We start from the raw sequence: 16,280 nt of genomic DNA on the forward strand, positions 1-16,280 counted from the left end.
GACAATTGCATAGATTAGGGTAACTGCAACTTATAATTGAGATACATTATATAGCATGCGTGTCGTTACAATAGTAGACTTTTGATTAAGCTACTAAGGGCGCACGGTGGATGCCTTGGCATTGATAGGCGATGAAGGACGTGGTAAGCTGCGATAAACTTCGGGGAGCTGCAAACAAGCTTTGATCCGGAGGTGTCCGAATGGGAAAACCCGGCGGGAGTAATGTCCCGTCACTGGAGTCTGAATCAAATAGGGCTTCAGAGCGAAACCCGGTGAAGTGAAACATCTCAGTAACCGGAGGAATAGAAAACAACAGTGATTCCGCAAGTAGTGGCGAGCGAACGCGGAAGAGTCTAAACCAGCCTGCTTGCAGGCTGGGGTTGCGGGACCATAACATGAGATTTGAGACGATAGCGGAAAGTTCTGGAAAGTTCTCCAATACAAGGTGATAGGCCTGTACGCGAAATTGAAACAAACTCTATTGGTATCCCAAGTAGGTCGGGACACGTGAAACCCTGACTGAATCCGGAGGGCCCACCCTCCAAGACTAAATACTAATCAATGACCGATAGCGTACCAGTACCGTGAGGGAAAGGTGAAAAGAACCGCTGTTAGCGGAGTGAAATAGAACCTGAAACCGTGCGCTTACAAACTGTAGTAGCCCCTTAGGGGGTGGCTGCATGCCTTTTGCATAATGAGTCCGCGAGTTACCGTATGTGGCAAGGTTAAGCATCTACGATGTGGAGCCGAAGCGAAAGCGAGTGTGAATAGCGCGTCCAGTCACATGCGGTAGACCCGAAGCCGAGTGAGCTACCCATGGCCCGGGTGAATCCTGAGTAAAATCAGGGGGAGGCCCCAACCAGTGTATGTTGAAAAATACTTGGATGAGCTGTGGGTTGGAGCGAAAGACTTACCAAACTCGGTGATAGCTGGTTCTCCTCGAAATACCTTGAGGGATAGCCTCGACGAATGCTCGAAACGGAGGTAGAGCACTGATTGGAATAGGGTCCTTACCGGGATACCGAAGCCTATCAAACTCCGAATGCCGTTTCAGTCACGTCGGGAGTCAGACTGTGGGGGATAAGCTTCATAGTCGAAAGGGAAACAGCCCAGACCGCCAGTTAAGGCCCCTAAAGATAATTAAGTGATGAAGGATGTCAGATTGCACAGACAGCTAGGATGTTGGCTTAGAAGCAGCCACCATTTAAACAAAGCGTAATAGCTGACTAGTCGAGTGATCTGGCGCCGAAAATGATCGGGACTAAAATTATCTGCCGAAGCTGCGGATGTGCTTTTAGCACGTGGTAGAGGAGCGTTGTATGTGCATTGAAGTGTGGGGGTGACCCAGCATGGAGCGCATACAAGCGATTATGCGGACATGAGTAACGACAAGACAGGTGAGAGTCCTGTCCGCCGAAATCCTAAGGTTTCCTGGGGAAGGTTCGTCCGCCCAGGGTTAGTCGGTTCCTAAGTCCAGGCTGAAAAGCGTAGACGATGGATGACGGGTTTAATATTCCCGTACTGCCGATTTGACATTTGAGCGAAGGAGGGACGCAGGAAGTTAGGCTGGCTGTCGATTGGAAATGACAGTCTAAGCTCGTAGGAAGTTCTGACAGGCAAATCCGTTGGAACAATTCCGAGAAGCGATGGGACGCAGAGTCTTCGGACAATGCGGATCAGCTGATACTATGCTGCCAAGAAAATCTTCTAGCGAGTCAAATAGGTAACCGTACCAAAACCGACACAGGTGGGAGGGAAGAATATTCCAAGGCGCGCGAGAGAATCATCGTTAAGGAACTCGGCAAACTAGCCCCGTATCTTCGGAAGAAGGGGCCCTCTTTAGAGTGAAGGATTTACTCCATAAGCTCCAAGGAGGTGCAATGAAAGGGCCCAGGCGACTGTTTATCAAAAACACAGCACTATGCTAACGCGCAAGCGGATGTATATGGTGTGACACGTGACCAATGCCGAAAGGTTAAGGCAAGGGGTGCAAGCTCCGACCCGAAGCCCCGGTGAATGTCGGCCGTAACTATAACGGTCCTAAGGTAGCGAAATTCCTTGTCGGGTAAGTTCCGACCTGCACGAATCGTGTAACGATCTGGGCGCTGTCTCAACGATAATCTCGGTGAAGTTGTAGTTCCGGTGAAAATGCCGGATACCCGCGGTAGGACGGAAAGACCCCATGAACCTTTACTGTAATCTGATATTGGGTTTTGATTCATCACGTGTAGGATAGCTGGGAGGCTTTGAAGCTGTGTCGTAAGGTACGGTGGAGCCATTGGTGAAATACCAGTCTTGATTAAGCGAAATTCTAACTGCGTCCCGTGAAACCGGGCGCGGAACAGTGTCAGAGGGTCAGTTTGACTGGGGCGGTTTCCTCCCAAAAAGTAACGGAGGAGCGCAAAGGTTCCCTCAGCATGGTCAGCAATCATGCGTAGAGCGTATAGGTATAAGGGAGCTTAACTGCGAGACCTACAAGTCGAGCAGGTGCGAAAGCAGGTCTAAGTGATCCGGCGGTTGCTAGTGGTAGCGCCGTCGCTCAACGGATAAAAGGTACTCTGGGGATAACAGGCTGATGACTGCCAAGAGTCCATATCGACGCAGTCGTTTGGCACCTCGATGTCGGCTCAACGCATCCTGGGGCTGGAGAAGGTCCCAAGGGTTTGGCTGTTCGCCAATTAAAGCGTTACGCGAGCTGGGTTCAGAACGTCGTGAGACAGTTTGGTCCTTATCCGCCGTGGGCGCAGGAAGTTTGAAGAGATCAATCCTTAGTACGAGAGGACCAGGATTGACGTACCTCTGGTGTTCCAGTTGTTCCGCCAGGAGCATCGCTGGGTAGCTATGTACGGAAAGGATAAGCGCTGAAAGCATCTAAGTGCCAAGCCCCCTCTGAGATAAGACTTCCCTATTCGCAAGAATCTAAAGGCTCGTTCTAGACTAGGACGTTGATAGGCTGGGTGTGGAAGCTCTGTGAGGAGTGAAGCTGACCAGTACTAATTAGCCGTGAGGCTTAATCTTACTTTTATAACGGCACGCATGTGCGCAGTTCCCTAATCTATGCAGTTAATTTTTCGGTTAACAGTTCTATGTTACTGGCAAAGCGAGGAGGAAACCCCTGTTTCTTCTGAGTCCCGGCGACAAAACCGTCAACCAAACCACTTTTTCGGTGGCTATAGCGAGAGGGATCCACCCGTTCCCATTCCGAACACGGAAGTTAAGCCTCTCAGCGGCAATGGTACTACAGATAAGACTGTGGGAGAGTAGCACGCTGCCGGATCTACGAAGGCCGTTCTGAGCAATCAGAACGGCCTTCACCTTTTTAAGCCTGTGCATTTTTTCGCAGGCTTTTATTCTCTGTGCTCCTCTGTGTTCTCTGTGGTAAAAAAATCCAATGCAATTAGAACGACTCTCAAAAATCATGGCGCAGCGCGGACTCTGCTCCCGCCGCGAGGCCGACCGCTATATCGAACGCGGTCTCGTTTTGGTTGATGGCGTGCGCATATCCGAACTCGGCACAAAAATTTTGCCTGATGCAAAAATCGAACTTTCGCAGGAAGGTCTCGCGCGCCAGCAAACACAGGTCACAATCCTTCTAAACAAGCCTGTCGGCTACGTTTCTGGCCAGCCGGAGGACGGCTACAAGCCCGCCGTTGATTTGATCAGGGCCTCCAGTCGCTGGGAAGGCGATAAATCGCCCCGTAATTTTAACTCCACTCAGCTCAAAGGTCTCGAACCGGCCGGCCGGCTTGACATTGATTCCAACGGATTGCTTGTTTTAACGCAGGACGGGCGCATCGCTCGCAAAATCATCGGCGAAGAATCGGAAGTGGATAAAGAATACCTCGTTCGTGTCACCGGCAAACTTTCCGCCGACGGACTGAAAATTTTAAACCACGGACTTAGCCTCGACGGGAAAAAACTCAAGCCCGCGCAGGTTAGTTGGCAGAACGAGGATCAGCTCTGTTTTGTGCTGCACGAAGGCAAGAAGCGGCAGATCCGCCGCATGTGTGAACTCGTCGGACTCAAAGTCATCGGCTTAAAGCGTGTTCGCATCGGGCGTGTCATGCTCGGCAATCTTCCTTCCGGACGGTGGCGCTACCTCCGCGACGACGAGCAGTTCTGATTCTATTGGGAAAGCAAAAAGCCCTGCCGATTATGGCAGGGCTTTTGTCGCATCAACAGGGAAACTTATTTGGTTCCGTGTTCTTTCTGGCCGGTAATACATCCAGGGCGGATGCCGACTTGTCCGCGTTTGTCGAGTTCGTCAAAAATTTCTTTAAGGATTTTTTTGCCGTGTTCAACTTTTTCCGCATTATCGCTATCCACCATTTTGTGGGCGTAGTAAATGCCGTGCTGTAGTTCATAGTTGTTGAGGTTTTTAATATCCTCCGGATCTTTATCCGTAAAGTGAAAACCGTAGCGCCAATCCCGTTGTCCAGGCAGGACAGGTTCTTTCGGCTCAGGCAGTGTGTAGCCTTTGGTGACTTTCGCTAATTCGACCAGTACTTTCTTGGTTTCTTCAATTTCATTGAGACACCAGTCGCGGTTGAACTCGCAGGTAGCTTGCGGCGGCGGCGGCCAGCGTCCGTCGGAGTTAGCGGAGTTAGTCATGTGGAACCAGAAGCGGCTGACGATTTCCTTGAACTTTTCTTTATTTTCTTCGGCCTCAACGATGGGTTGATATTTCTCTTTGTATTCCTTGCGCATGGACTGAAGGATCGGCTCCCATTCACGGGCTTCGGGGGTATTGGCCCAGGCATCAGCGTAGGTGCGGTGCCAAGCGAAGCGGTCTTCGACGAAAAACGGTTCTTCTACCGGCTCAATCTCGGTGCAGGCTTCTTTGAATGTGACCAGCTTGCCGATTTTCATGACGGCAGGGATCAGCTTGTCGAGTTTTGCCGGAGCGTCTGGATCGGTGAGGAAGGTTTGCGAGTAGTCGCCCTTATATTTGATGAAGTAATAGCCGGTGGTTCCGCAGTATTCCGCATCGTCGGCGATAATGATGGTGGCACCTTTGCCGTTTCCGCTCCATTTTTTCACGTTATCTACATACTCCTCTACCGTCGTGTTTCCGCGGAAGTAGGAAAGGTATTTTCCGATCAGGCGATCGGAACGGCAGAATCCGTCGAGGCCGGGAACGATATTTTTGAACGGGCGATGGAGGAATTTACAGTTCGGGTCGAGGTTGTACCACGGCAGATGGCCGCCCCAGAGCATTTCTTTGGCGCGGTTGCGCTCGGTCCAGCTGTAGTCCTTGTCGGAGCAGGTCATGTAGGATTCGAAGTCGAGCGTCAGGTATTTAACACCGGCACGGGCGAACGCGTTCGGAACATACTGCATCCATGTGCATTCCGGATTCCAGAAGCTTTCGATGCGCTGTCCCAGATATTTTTCGTAGATGCGCTGGGCGAATTCGCAGGACCAGTAGCCATCCTCTTCGGGAATGTTAGCCATGATCGGATGGGAGTAGGGCGCACCCATGAATTCGCACTGACCGCGGGCGATGGCGGCTTTGAGTTTTGCGAGAACGTCCGGCGTTATTTTCGCCATCTGCTCAATCGTGTACCCAGAGGCCTCGAAAACGTATTTGGCGTCCGGATATTTATCGAACCCGTCGATGATTACTTCGTACGATGAACGGATAACCCGTTCGTAGCTTTCCGGAATAAGGAAGGCATAGTTCATATTGGCGTGGAAAATGGCAACGTACTTACTCATAACAGTTCTCCTCGTGGTGCAAAATGAGGCGGCATTGAAACTTTTCGGGATAATAAAATCAACTGCTAATATTTGTCTTTTACGGCATGGGCCGGACGGCTAACCTCTAAAAGTAGAATCCGGCCTGCAATAAACACTCATCTCTTTCGTTATATGTCATGAAAACCGGCGATACAGGAAATCACCTAATGGATCAGGACGATGCAGAGCTTCTGTCAGCGTACAGATCCGGCGATGTAGAGGCGCTGGGGAAGCTGGTCGAAAAGTACAAACGTCCGCTATTCGGGTTTATTCTCCGGTTTTCAGAAGGACGCGAGGATGCAGACGAGGTTTTTCAGGAAGTATGGGTGCGAGCGATTAAAAATATGAACCGTTACCGTCAGAAAAGTTTGCTCAGCTGGTTGTTCCGCATTGCGCATAACCTGATGATCGACCGTATCCGGCGCCACAAACCGGGCTTCTCGTTGGATGTGGCTGCGACGGATGGTGGAATTCCGCTGAGCGAACAGTTGGCTTCGGCGCTTCTCGGCCCCGACGGCGAAGCTGGCGGAAGAGAGCTGGGGCTTCGGATCGAAACCGCCGCCGCGCAACTGCCGCCCGAACAGCGCGAGGTTTTCTGGCTTCGTATGCAGGCGGATCTCAGTTTCAAAGAAATCGCAAAAATTCAAAAATGCTCTATCAACACCGCGCTGGCCCGGATGCAGTACGCCGTTTCAAAACTCCGGAAGGAACTGGCCTGTGAGTACCGCGAGTTGCAGGAGGCGGGTATATGAAAATAAAGAAAATCGAAAAATGGTTACTGCTCGAACAGTCCGGGGAATTATCGCCTCGGAAACTCCGTGCCCTTCACCGTGAACTGGCCGGCTCTGAAGAGGCCCGTGTATTGCGTAGTGAACTCGGATGGCTGAAAGATACCGTCATCACGCCCGCTTTGGAGCCGTCACCGTGGTCTGTCGCAAAGATTTCCGCCCGCCTGCACGTTGGACCCGTGCCGGTTCTGGCTTCCGCCAGAGTCTGGAAGTCGGCCCTTGCGCTGGCGGCTTGCCTGATGGCCGTTAGCGGAGTTTTTAATTTCCATGACAAACGGGTTTCTTCAACTCCTGTTGCCGTTGTTGCGGCGGCGGGAGTGGACGTGTGGAACGATCCGCTTGAAGAAGACCTGAGCAAATTGGAACGCCTGATTGTGGCTTCAAGCGATTCCCTTAATATCATGGAAATGTAACCCGAAGGAGAAGTGATGAAAAAGTGGATGATGATGGTACTGATCGGTGCAGTTACGACTGGCATTGCCGTGGCGGAAGAAGCTAAGGCGCCATGGTACAAGAGATTATTCGGCATGAGCGCAGATGAGCAGGCTCAGGTTGTTCCTCCGGCTCCGGCGGTTTCGGCTCCAGTGCCAGCTCCGACGAAAGAAATGCCGCGGATGCAACGTCCGGATGGCAAAGTCGAAGGCAAGCGCCCGCAGATCGCCCCGGAACAAATGGAAAAAATGAAAGCTCAGCGTGAGGCGCTCATGAAACTTGGCGAAGCCGCGCGTAATGAAACTGATCCGGCCAAAAAAGAAGCTTTGGTTGCCCAGCTTCGCACCAAGCTTACCGCCGATGCCGATAAACGGCTTGAAGAACTGAAAAAGCGTGTTGAGCAGGCCGATCAGGAGATGCCAAAACTCAAAGAACGGTTGGCGGATGCTGAGAAGAACAAGGCCACCCGCATTGAAGAACAGGTTCAGCGGATTCTAAAAGGTGAGCCGCTGAAAAATCCGGAAGGCAAACGGCCCGAAGGTGCAGCCCCGAAGAAAGAAGGCAAAAAACCCGCGACTCCAGCCGTCACTCAATAACCGGAAATTCCGGATATTGAAAAACCCCGTCATTTTGGCGGGGTTTTCTGTTTTCGGGCGTTGGAATCACTTTAGTTTCAGCGCATTCAGAATCGCCTGAAAGTCTTCCGGAACCGGCGCGCTGACGCGCAGAGCGGCTCCGCCCTGCGGATCGGGAAGGATCAGCCGGCAGGCGTGAAGCATTTGGCGCGGCACGGCGCGGAAAATCGGATTACCGCGCTGTTCGCCCGCGTACTCTTTGTCGCCCAGAACCGGGTGGCGCATGGCGGCAAGGTGTTTGCGAATCTGGTGAGTTCGTCCGGTATGAATACGAAGTTCCAGATAGCTCGCGTCGCGGTTGCGGTCGAGTACGTTCACCATCGTGGTGGCCGACTCACCGTCAATGTCCCGCGTGATCGTTTTGAGAGAGTCAGAAACACGACCGACCGCAATGGCCCGGTAAATTTTTACAATCTTCTCTTCTTTGAAAAGAGGAATCATCTTGTCCTTTGCCGCCGCGTTGGCGGCGAACATCACACAGCCTGACGTATCGCGGTCGAGGCGGTGTACGGCGCAGAGCTGCGGATTATTCAACTCATGCTGGAGCCGGACTTCCAGACTGCGACTGCTGCCGTTCGTCACCATGCCGGACGGCTTGTTGACGATAAGGATATCTCCTGACCGCTTCAGAATTTCGATTTTGTGTGTCTTTGCCTCAGGGCGGACTGTCTCGATGACGTCTTTGATTTTAAGCGTATGCTTGGCCATCCAGACGCGTTGACCGTTCACGAAAACCTGACGGGCGTCGAGCAGTACGCGCGCCTGCTTTTTGGAGCAACGCAACCGGTCGGCGAGGACGTCGACCAGCGGCAGTCCGTCTTCGTGCGGTGTGATTTGAAAGGATGCTCGGCTCATTGTGTTTTATCCAGTTCTGCGCAGGCTTCTGCAATGAGAGCGGCGGCTTTTTCGACTTCTTTGGCGGTGACGTTGAGCGGCGGAAGCATCCGCAGCACCCGCACGGCGGTGGCGAGGGTCAGCAGGCCCTTATCCTGTAAAATTTTCTGGAGCGGAGCTGCATTATCTTTCAGTACGAGACCAACCATCAGGCCGCAGCCCCGCGCACCTTCGATCCAATCGTACTTCGCGGCAATCGCCTGAAGTTTTTCAAGGAACAGCGCGCCCATCTTCTGAGCGTTTTCGAGCAGGTGTTCTTTCTCGATTGTTTCGATGACAGCCAGCGCGGCGGCGCAGGCCAGCGGGGTTCCGCCGAACGTGGTCGCGTGGTTGCCCGGCTGGAACACGTCGGAAACTTTCGGCGCGGCGACGACCGCGCCGATCGGGAATCCGTTGCCGAGTCCTTTGGCGACCGAGAAAGCGTCCGGTTGTACGTCATAATTTTGGAAGCCAAACCATTTACCAGTCCGGCCGACACCGGCCTGCACTTCATCAAAAAACAACAGGAGATCTTTTTCGTCACAGAGTTTCCGCAGTCCTTTGATGAACGCTGGGTCGGCGGGAAGAATGCCGCCTTCGCCCTGAACGGCTTCAACCAGAATTGCGGCGGTCTTTTCGGTTACAGCGGCTTTGCACGATTCGAGATTATTGAACTCAGCATATTTAAAACCTTCGGGCAGGGGATAGAAACCTTTCTGCACCTTTTCCTGACCGGTGGCGGTCAACGTGGCGAGCGTCCGGCCATGAAAGGAGTTTTTCATGGTGATCACTTCATATTTGCCCTTGGTCGAACCCCAGAGCCGCGCCAGTTTGATCAGTCCTTCGTTGGCTTCCGCGCCGGAGTTGCAGAAAAAGCATTTGCCGCTCAGCGACCGTTCAGAAAGAGCCTGTGCGAGCCGCGGCTGGTTTTCGTTGTAATAAAGGTTGGAGACGTGCACCAGCTTCACCGCCTGTTCCTGGGTGGCCTTGACGACCGCCGGATGGCAGTGGCCGACGTTCAGCACGGCGATACCGGCGAGGAAATCGAGATATTCCTTGCCGTCGGCATCCCAAACCTTGGAACCTTGACCTTTAACGAGCACGAGGCCCGGCGCATAGGTCGGCATTACATACTTTTTGTGCAACTGGATAATTTCTTCTGTTTTCATGACTTCCATTCCCTAAAAGACGGGGGAATGTAACGCACGGTCGCCGGAATTGCCAGTGGTTTAAACGGCAGAAGAGAGAGTCGGACAGCAAGTAGCTATGACTAACGTTACGCATGAACCACGGCGGGCCCACGGTGGGCAAGTTGTAATGTTCCATGCGAGTGTTCGGCTTCCGATATGAGTTCATCAAATAGATCGTCCATGAAACCGGGGAGTCCGTTGCCATTGCGGCATAACTCAAGTGCCTTGCTTACTGCATCAGGCGGCAATTTCGCGAACCATTCGACGGAGGGAGCAAAAGCCCGGTTCAAGTCGTTTGGCTCAAACTTATCGAGCGAATCCCCATATCGGCGCATATTTAACTCGAGCAGCCTTCTAGCTGCTCGTGATTGAAAATACAGAAACAAAGAGTCAATAATCACTTGTCCAAACAGATTCGGGTAGAACCCGTGATAACAGGTGAGATTGACTGCCGTGCTCAGGTTTCTAATCACCTTGAACCGTTCTCGTGAAAAGACACCAAAGAGAAGAGGAGCCGGGGTTCTTTTCTCCAGCTTATACCAAGGATTTCTGACTCTTGTTAAATATCGCTGATTATAACCCTTTTCCTCTCCGCATTTCAGGTAATCACGCGCGGCGCCACCAACTGCACCATTCAGATTGAGCAGTAAAACAGGAGCGCCGCCAGAGTCTAGCGCGTTCAAGTCGTCCTCAGTGAACACGCTTTTTGTCACTTGGGCGCTTTTTGTTATGCACCGAAGAAAGACAGAACGCGGAAGATGACGGCACTCCGCTTCACTGTTTGACATGGCAAAGAACTCATTTGCTCCTGTGGCAATTCCCCGGTTGAATGTTCCGTAGGTGTCAATGGTGACTAGATCACAGGATTGAAAATCGGAATGTCTCTCATCAAAGTGTTTCAGCCACTTGTCTTTAGGTTTCAGTTTGTCACCACTCAACTCCTTCGTTGGCGTTGATTCAAGCAAAGAGGGCAGACAGGAAAGGCTCGATGCAGTGTAGAACTTAACGGGTGAATGTACTCCGTCGTTTTCTACTAGAACTATGCCCACGGATGTTGTTGCGTCCGGGAATACATCCTTTTCAGGGTTTATTCGGATTAGTGCTTTCAGTAAACCATTGTTCAGCAACCGCTCCTTTACAACTTCTCCATAACCGGTATTCAGAAATTCAAGAGGCATGATGTAAGCGAGACGCCCCGAAGGGCGCAGTTCTGCAAGCGACTTTATCAAGAACGCCGATGCAATGTTTGTGTACCCCGATAACTGACAATCCAAATGTTTCGCAAAGGATGCGAACACGGCATCGCGATTGGTGAACAACTGAAATCTCATATAGGGCGGATTGCAAACAATGGCCTCGTGCCGCTGATTCCAGGCCGAAAGGTAATCTTCGCGCGTAACATGCAGGGTCTTCGGACTACCATTGGCTTGCGAGTAGAACTCCAGAATACGCGGGTCTATCTCCGAGGCGCGAAATATCATCTGCGAATCAACAGCCTGTGCGGCCTTGAAAAATGCGCCAAGACCGAAAGATGGGTCGTAAACGTCTGTGGGCTTATGTGCCATCACCCATCGGCACATGAAAAGGGCTACATCGAACGGCGTAAAGAACTGTCCGTGATCGCGCCGGTGGCCAAGACCTACAGAGGCTGTGTACTGCTCTATGGAATCATGGCTCATTTACAATTTCCGTAGTGAAAACCTTATTGTCCAAGTATCCACGACCATTTTGGAAGGTAACGTAGAATAAGAGCCTTCCTCTATCCAACTCCTTCATGGCCGACTTGTGCTCCGGCATGTCAATTCGACCGAGTATCTCTTTTCCTACTTGAACGTTAATCTTAATGGTTGTTTTACCTTGGTTCTTAATGTCCTGCTCTACCGAAAAGACCACATCTTCTTTGGTTGGATCAGAGGCAATCTCAAGGATGCTACGGAAGGGGATAACGTATGCCTTGTCAAAGAACACTTGAAGATAGAAGTGGCGCACATTGAAATGCTGAATCCACCGATTAACAAGAGCAAGATCCTCTACCTTTGGGGTAATGCTGAGGTAATCACGTTTGTGCAGTATTTTAATCTGATCTTTGAGTTCGCGTAGCAGTGCTGTTAATTCCTGAAGTTCAGCAGACGACGACCATGACCGCAACCTGAAGTCCAACTCTCTGAACGTCTCGTCGTTTGAGTGTTGGATCATGGCCAGTATTTCTGGGCTCTTTTGCTGTAGCAGGTCTCTCATTCGGTTTTGCAGTATTGCGGTTTTCAACTCGCGACACCGCCGAACCGCTTGGGTGACCCTTGTTTCCATAAACTGACTGTATCGATTTGCCAAGAACGAGCTTGATCTGACCTCGATAGCTGCGATTGCTCTGGAGACTGTTTGGTCGTCGGCCAGGTTGAGTATCGCATCCCCGACATCGCTTCGTTTGAAGATCAGCAGATCGGGACGCTTGCCTATGCTGTTTAACTCATCCTGATATGCTTGGTAGAAGTCTTCAAACCCAGAATCGCCAGCAGCTAGAGTATCGGAACGTCCGTATTTCACGGCACGGTAGTCGGAGGAATTCTCGTTGATTGCCGTGAAGACAATTTGCTCCGCCCAATCCCCCTGTTCCTTGTTGGTCAGAAATTCTGAACTGGCCATCGTTGGCGGTCTGCCTGTCATTTGGATGTTTGGATCGACTCCAAATGGAGTAGCGGCTACGAGTCGAGCTATGGCTTGTTTGAAAGTCTCTGGCATTTATTGCTCCTTCTTTTTCTCTTGCCGAACGTCAAAAGTGTCAGTCCCGTAATCTAGTAATTTTCATTTGATAAGTGCGTAGCTACCTTCGGTTTTTATTTCACAATCTCGGTTCCGACGCCTTTGTCGGTGAAGAGTTCCAGCAGGAGTGAGTGAGGCAGGGCGGAATCAATGATATGCGTTTTGCTGACGCCTGCTTTGAGCGCTTCGACTGCGCCGCCGATTTTCGGCAGCATGCCGCCGGAAATAATGCCCCGTTTGATCAGGTCTTCGACTTCACACAGGCTTAGCGTTGAAATCAGCGTGGTTGCATCGGATGGATCCCGCAACAGTCCCGGCACATCGCTCAGGAAAACCAGTTTCCGTGCCTGCAGGGCGCAGGCGATGGCATTGGCGACGTCGTCGGCATTCACATTGTAAAGATGGCCGTCTTCGCCACGACCGAGCGGCGTAATGACCGGAATGATGTCGGCTTTCAGGAACGCTTTGATCGGCTCAACATCCACATGGATCACTTTGCCGACGTAGCCCCAGTCGAGAGTTTCTCCGGTCTGCGGATCAACGCCGACATGCTTCTTCACCTTGATGATGTCTTCGCCGTGAATGCCGTGCGCTTTGCCGCCGTAGTTTTTGATGATTTCCACCAGATGCGGATTCACTTCGTTGTTGAGAACGCTTTCCACCACGGTGATGGTTTTCTCATCGGTCACCCGCAGGCCCTGAACAAAGTTCGGCTGGATGTGCGCTTCCCGCATTTTTTTGGAAACGGATTTTCCGCCGCCGTGTACAATCACCGGCTGAAGGCCGACGCATTCCATGAACGCGACATCCTTGAGAATATTCCGGTAGCCGATCTCGCTCTCCATGATACTGCCGCCGAACTTAACGACAACGGTATCGCCCCGGAACTTCTGGATGTAGGGCAGGGCTTCAATCAGTACCGACGCTTTTTCAATCATCTGCTGCATTTTTAATTCCTGAGTTAACTTTATATTCCGCCGGGTCTTCCGCGATGCTCAGCGTTTTGTCGGATAGGCGCGGGCAAAAAACGCCATTCCGGACATTTTCAGTTTCTTTCTTTTTTAGAAAATCAAAAAGTCCGTCCATTGTTCCTCCGCACTCTTTGTAGATTTTCTTCCGGACTTCTCTCAGCTCGGCAATAATTGGGTCGTTGTACATGTTAAGCCTCCCACAGTTCCTCTGGCGTGCAGATAACCGGAGTTTTTAGCCCTCTTTTTTTGTTTTCTTCCTGAATCAATCGAATGATGCGCCCGTTGGCAATGTGTTTGCAATTCCATGAAACGAGATAATCAGCGGCGTTCAAGACCGCTATGGCTAGGTGAGCGGCATCCAGCCCTGCGCTTTGCGGCAGTGACAGGCAGTGAAGATAAGCTGTTGCCAGTTCTTTTGTTTCTGAGGAGGTGGGAAGGATACGAATACCGACCAGCTTGCTCAGTCGTCTTTCAGCAGCAGAAGGGTCTCCCTGTCCGGCCTCTTCAATTACAACTTCAGAAATGCAGGGCTCAAAGTTTTGAAACAGCACATTTTCCCACCACTCTTGAGTGATCTGTTGGTGCGCCGCAATGATGATGTCGCGGCTGGGTTTTGATGCCAGATAGCTGACTACGCTTGTTTCAATATAGACCGTTTTCATTTCAACCAATTATTCCACGTTGATCCGCACATAATCTTCGGTGCAGTTACAGGTGTAAACCACGGTGCTTCCGCTGCCGAGATTCAAATTGATATTGATGGTGAACGCTTCTTTAGAAACGGCGGCGACCAGTTTTTCTTCCGGCGTTCCGGCGGCCATGCCGTTCCGCACGGCGGGCACGTCGTCGTAATCGATATCGACTTTGTTTTCCTGAACCTGCGCGTAGGAATAGCCGATGGCGTCCATAATCCGGCCCCAGTTCGGCCGTTTGCCAGCCCACGCGGTTTTGTTAAGCATGGAGTTGGCCACGGCCCGCGCGGCTTCTTCGGCCTCGCCGCCGGAAGCGGCGCCATTCACCCGTACCGTGATAACCCGCGTCGCGCCTTCGCCGTCTTTGACGATCATCATCGAGAGATCGAAAAGGACTTTTTCCAGCGCGTGGTAAAATGTTTTCCAGTGTTTGGAATCCTGCGTGAGGACGTCGTTGCCCGCCTGACCGTTGGCCAGACAGATGACGGTGTCGTTGGTGCTCCGGTCGCCGTCCACGGTGATCCGGTTGAAACTCATGTCGGCGGCGGCCCGCAGCGCGCATTGCAACGTATGTTTTTCAACCGCCGCGTCGGTCAGAATAAACGCAAGCATCGTGGCCATATTCGGCTCAATCATGCCGGAACCTTTGGCGAGGCCGGTGATCCGTGCCGGTTTCCCTCCGAGGTCAATTTCCACCGTAACTGTTTTGCTGACGAGGTCGGTGGTCATCATCGCTTCCGCAGCGTCCATACCGCCGTCCGGGGAAGCATCGTCAAACAGCAGTTCAATGCCGCCGGCGATTTTATCCATCGGCAGCGGCTTGCCGATTGTTCCGGTCGAGCAGACGAAAATATTGAGCGACTGCACACCCAGTTTCCCGGCGGCGAGGGCGGCCATGGCTTCGGCGTCGGCCATACCTTGTGCACCGGTGCAGGCATTGGCGTTGCCGCTGTTCATCACAATCGCCCGAGCCCTATCATGCTCAACAACCTTGAGATCCCACTTTACCGGCGCGGCCTTAACCTGATTGGTTGTAAAAACCGCTGCGCTGACCGCCGGAACATCCGAGACGATCAGGGCCATATCCTTTTTATGCTTTTTAATTCCGGCCTGAATTCCGGTCGCGGAAAATCCTTTTGGCAGGGGCAATGATTTTTTCATGTGTTCTAACTCCAGACGCAGGAGCCTACACTCCCGCACATGTTTTCGGAATAAAAAAAGTCCCGGTCTCGTAAGAGCGCCGGGACTTCGCCGTAAGCCGCAAGTGGCTTAACGTTTCGAGAACTGGAAGCGTTTGCGAGCACCCGGCTGACCCGGTTTCTTACGCTCTTTCATACGCGCATCGCGGGTGAGGAAGCCGCCTTTTTTCAGGATCGGCTTCAGATCTTCTTCCGCTTTGATCAGGGCGCGGGATGTGCCGTGCGAGATGGCTCCGCACTGGCCGACTTTGCCGCCGCCGCTGACTTTGACGATCATGTCGTACTGATCGACGCGTCCGGTGAGCACCAGCGGACGAACCACGGTGTCGAGCATGTCTTTGGTGTCAAAATAATCCTGAGCGGTTTTGCCGTTCACGGTGATAATGCCGGAGCCTTTAACGAGAATGACCCGCGCTACCGATGTTTTGCGCCGGCCTGTTGCGGCAATCTGATCAACTTTTTTCGCTGCTACCACGTTGTACTCCTTGCTTAGCCTTTAAATTCGAGTGTCTGAACCTTCTGCGCCGAATGCGGATGGTTCGGGCCGGTGTAAACTTTCAGGCGGGTGATCGTCTTGCGCATCAGCCGGTTGCCTGGAAGCATTCCTTCAACCGCCTGCATGATAATGCGCGTCGGATTCTTTTCGCGGATGGTTGCGGCAGTGCGTTCTTTCAGACCGCTCGGGAATCCGCTGTAGTCCTGATAAATTTTGCCCTTTTCCTTATTGCCGGTCAGCTTCACCTTTTCGGCGTTGATGACGACTACAAAGGCCCCGGTGTCCACATGCGGAGTGTAAGTCGGTTTATTCCGGCCGCGCAGAAGATCTGCGATAAAAACAGCCAGACGTCCGGTGGACTTGTCTGCGGCATCCACCACGTACCAGTCCCGTTTGATATCATTTTCGTTTGCTACAAATGTCTTCATTACAAATCTTTCCAGTTCAAATGCAAGGCGGGGAAAATATACGAGGGGGTACCCCGTGTCAACACCTCTGCCCAAAG

Annotated in this window: 15 protein-coding genes and 2 rRNA genes; 6 read left to right on the forward strand and 11 right to left on the reverse strand. The window is 52.1% G+C overall.

Annotation, left to right across the window (positions count from 1 at the left end):
• Window positions 1-80 precede the first annotated feature (80 nt).
• The 3 genes from HOO88_02495 to HOO88_02505 all read left to right on the forward strand — a co-directional run bounded on the left by HOO88_02495 (window position 81) and on the right by HOO88_02505 (window position 4,123).
• Window positions 81-3,020, forward strand: a 23S ribosomal RNA gene (locus tag HOO88_02495).
• Window positions 3,021-3,162: 142 nt separating this feature from the next.
• Window positions 3,163-3,277 (forward strand): 5S ribosomal RNA (gene rrf / locus HOO88_02500).
• 114 nt (window positions 3,278-3,391) lie between these two features.
• Window positions 3,392-4,123 (forward strand): rRNA pseudouridine synthase, encoded by a 732-nt coding sequence (locus HOO88_02505; GenBank protein ID NOU35631.1) that lies wholly within the window; start codon window positions 3,392-3,394, stop codon window positions 4,121-4,123.
• A 65-nt stretch (window positions 4,124-4,188) separates the two neighbouring features.
• Here HOO88_02505 and HOO88_02510 read toward each other — a convergent pair whose 3' ends face one another.
• The gene (locus HOO88_02510; protein NOU35632.1) at window positions 4,189-5,718 is read right to left on the reverse strand and encodes a hypothetical protein; all 1,530 of its coding nucleotides are present in this window, start codon (window positions 5,716-5,718) and stop codon (window positions 4,189-4,191) included.
• Between the two features lie 188 nt (window positions 5,719-5,906).
• On the opposite strand from HOO88_02510, the gene HOO88_02515 reads away from it, so the two are divergent.
• Genes HOO88_02515 through HOO88_02525 form a run of 3 tightly spaced genes read left to right on the forward strand, consistent with a single transcriptional unit; the run spans window position 5,907 to window position 7,555 of the window.
• On the forward strand, window positions 5,907-6,491 hold the full coding sequence (locus HOO88_02515) for a sigma-70 family RNA polymerase sigma factor (GenBank protein ID NOU35633.1): 585 nt from the start codon (window positions 5,907-5,909) through the stop codon (window positions 6,489-6,491).
• A complete protein-coding gene (locus tag HOO88_02520; GenBank protein ID NOU35634.1) occupies window positions 6,488-6,940 on the forward strand; it encodes a hypothetical protein in 453 nt (150 codons plus the stop codon). The genes HOO88_02515 and HOO88_02520 overlap by 4 nt, the downstream gene beginning before the upstream one ends.
• A gap of 15 nt (window positions 6,941-6,955) precedes the next feature.
• Window positions 6,956-7,555 carry a hypothetical protein gene (locus tag HOO88_02525; GenBank protein NOU35635.1) on the forward strand — a complete coding sequence of 200 codons (600 nt, stop codon included), beginning with the start codon at window positions 6,956-6,958 and terminating at the stop codon, window positions 7,553-7,555.
• Between the two features lie 66 nt (window positions 7,556-7,621).
• Here HOO88_02525 and HOO88_02530 read toward each other — a convergent pair whose 3' ends face one another.
• From HOO88_02530 to rplM, 10 genes are all read right to left on the reverse strand, one after another.
• A complete protein-coding gene (locus HOO88_02530; GenBank protein NOU35636.1) occupies window positions 7,622-8,449 on the reverse strand; it encodes an RluA family pseudouridine synthase in 828 nt (275 codons plus the stop codon).
• A complete protein-coding gene (locus HOO88_02535; GenBank protein NOU35637.1) occupies window positions 8,446-9,645 on the reverse strand; it encodes an aspartate aminotransferase family protein in 1,200 nt (399 codons plus the stop codon). Before HOO88_02535 ends, HOO88_02530 begins: the two co-directional genes overlap by 4 nt.
• A gap of 98 nt (window positions 9,646-9,743) precedes the next feature.
• Window positions 9,744-11,336 carry an N-6 DNA methylase gene (locus HOO88_02540; protein ID NOU35638.1) on the reverse strand — a complete coding sequence of 531 codons (1,593 nt, stop codon included), beginning with the start codon at window positions 11,334-11,336 and terminating at the stop codon, window positions 9,744-9,746.
• On the reverse strand, window positions 11,326-12,396 hold the full coding sequence (locus HOO88_02545) for an AccI family restriction endonuclease (protein NOU35639.1): 1,071 nt from the start codon (window positions 12,394-12,396) through the stop codon (window positions 11,326-11,328). The genes HOO88_02540 and HOO88_02545 overlap by 11 nt, the downstream gene beginning before the upstream one ends.
• A gap of 95 nt (window positions 12,397-12,491) precedes the next feature.
• Window positions 12,492-13,364 carry an acetylglutamate kinase gene (gene argB / locus HOO88_02550; protein ID NOU35640.1) on the reverse strand — a complete coding sequence of 291 codons (873 nt, stop codon included), beginning with the start codon at window positions 13,362-13,364 and terminating at the stop codon, window positions 12,492-12,494.
• The gene (locus HOO88_02555; protein NOU35641.1) at window positions 13,348-13,503 is read right to left on the reverse strand and encodes a hypothetical protein; all 156 of its coding nucleotides are present in this window, start codon (window positions 13,501-13,503) and stop codon (window positions 13,348-13,350) included. Before HOO88_02555 ends, argB begins: the two co-directional genes overlap by 17 nt.
• A gap of 73 nt (window positions 13,504-13,576) precedes the next feature.
• The gene (locus HOO88_02560; GenBank protein NOU35642.1) at window positions 13,577-14,050 is read right to left on the reverse strand and encodes a type II toxin-antitoxin system VapC family toxin; all 474 of its coding nucleotides are present in this window, start codon (window positions 14,048-14,050) and stop codon (window positions 13,577-13,579) included.
• 9 nt (window positions 14,051-14,059) lie between these two features.
• Window positions 14,060-15,241 carry a bifunctional glutamate N-acetyltransferase/amino-acid acetyltransferase ArgJ gene (argJ, locus tag HOO88_02565; GenBank protein ID NOU35643.1) on the reverse strand — a complete coding sequence of 394 codons (1,182 nt, stop codon included), beginning with the start codon at window positions 15,239-15,241 and terminating at the stop codon, window positions 14,060-14,062.
• A gap of 108 nt (window positions 15,242-15,349) precedes the next feature.
• Window positions 15,350-15,727 carry a 30S ribosomal protein S9 gene (gene rpsI / locus HOO88_02570; protein ID NOU35644.1) on the reverse strand — a complete coding sequence of 126 codons (378 nt, stop codon included), beginning with the start codon at window positions 15,725-15,727 and terminating at the stop codon, window positions 15,350-15,352.
• 41 nt (window positions 15,728-15,768) lie between these two features.
• Window positions 15,769-16,203: a 50S ribosomal protein L13 gene (gene rplM / locus HOO88_02575; protein ID NOU35645.1), complete on the reverse strand. Its 435-nt coding sequence runs from the start codon at window positions 16,201-16,203 to the stop codon at window positions 15,769-15,771.
• Between the last annotated feature and the right edge of the window lie 77 nt (window positions 16,204-16,280).

This window comes from Kiritimatiellaceae bacterium, assembly GCA_013141415.1.
Lineage (GTDB): Bacteria > Verrucomicrobiota > Kiritimatiellia > Kiritimatiellales > Tichowtungiaceae > Tichowtungia.

Excerpts from the sequence above, each read along its gene's own strand:
- HOO88_02505 (NOU35631.1), top strand. The coding sequence starts at position 3,392 with ATGCAATTAGAACGACTCTCAAAAATCATGGCGCAGCGCGGACTCTGC.
- HOO88_02510 (NOU35632.1), bottom strand. The coding sequence starts at position 5,718 with ATGAGTAAGTACGTTGCCATTTTCCACGCCAATATGAACTATGCCTTC.
- HOO88_02515 (NOU35633.1), top strand. The coding sequence starts at position 5,907 with ATGGATCAGGACGATGCAGAGCTTCTGTCAGCGTACAGATCCGGCGAT.
- HOO88_02520 (NOU35634.1), top strand. The coding sequence starts at position 6,488 with ATGAAAATAAAGAAAATCGAAAAATGGTTACTGCTCGAACAGTCCGGG.
- HOO88_02525 (NOU35635.1), top strand. The coding sequence starts at position 6,956 with ATGAAAAAGTGGATGATGATGGTACTGATCGGTGCAGTTACGACTGGC.
- HOO88_02530 (NOU35636.1), bottom strand. The coding sequence starts at position 8,449 with ATGAGCCGAGCATCCTTTCAAATCACACCGCACGAAGACGGACTGCCG.
- HOO88_02535 (NOU35637.1), bottom strand. The coding sequence starts at position 9,645 with ATGGAAGTCATGAAAACAGAAGAAATTATCCAGTTGCACAAAAAGTAT.
- HOO88_02540 (NOU35638.1), bottom strand. The coding sequence starts at position 11,336 with ATGAGCCATGATTCCATAGAGCAGTACACAGCCTCTGTAGGTCTTGGC.
- HOO88_02545 (NOU35639.1), bottom strand. The coding sequence starts at position 12,396 with ATGCCAGAGACTTTCAAACAAGCCATAGCTCGACTCGTAGCCGCTACT.
- argB (NOU35640.1), bottom strand. The coding sequence starts at position 13,364 with ATGCAGCAGATGATTGAAAAAGCGTCGGTACTGATTGAAGCCCTGCCC.
- HOO88_02555 (NOU35641.1), bottom strand. The coding sequence starts at position 13,503 with ATGGACGGACTTTTTGATTTTCTAAAAAAGAAAGAAACTGAAAATGTC.
- HOO88_02560 (NOU35642.1), bottom strand. The coding sequence starts at position 14,050 with ATGAAAACGGTCTATATTGAAACAAGCGTAGTCAGCTATCTGGCATCA.
- argJ (NOU35643.1), bottom strand. The coding sequence starts at position 15,241 with ATGAAAAAATCATTGCCCCTGCCAAAAGGATTTTCCGCGACCGGAATT.
- rplM (NOU35645.1), bottom strand. The coding sequence starts at position 16,203 with ATGAAGACATTTGTAGCAAACGAAAATGATATCAAACGGGACTGGTAC.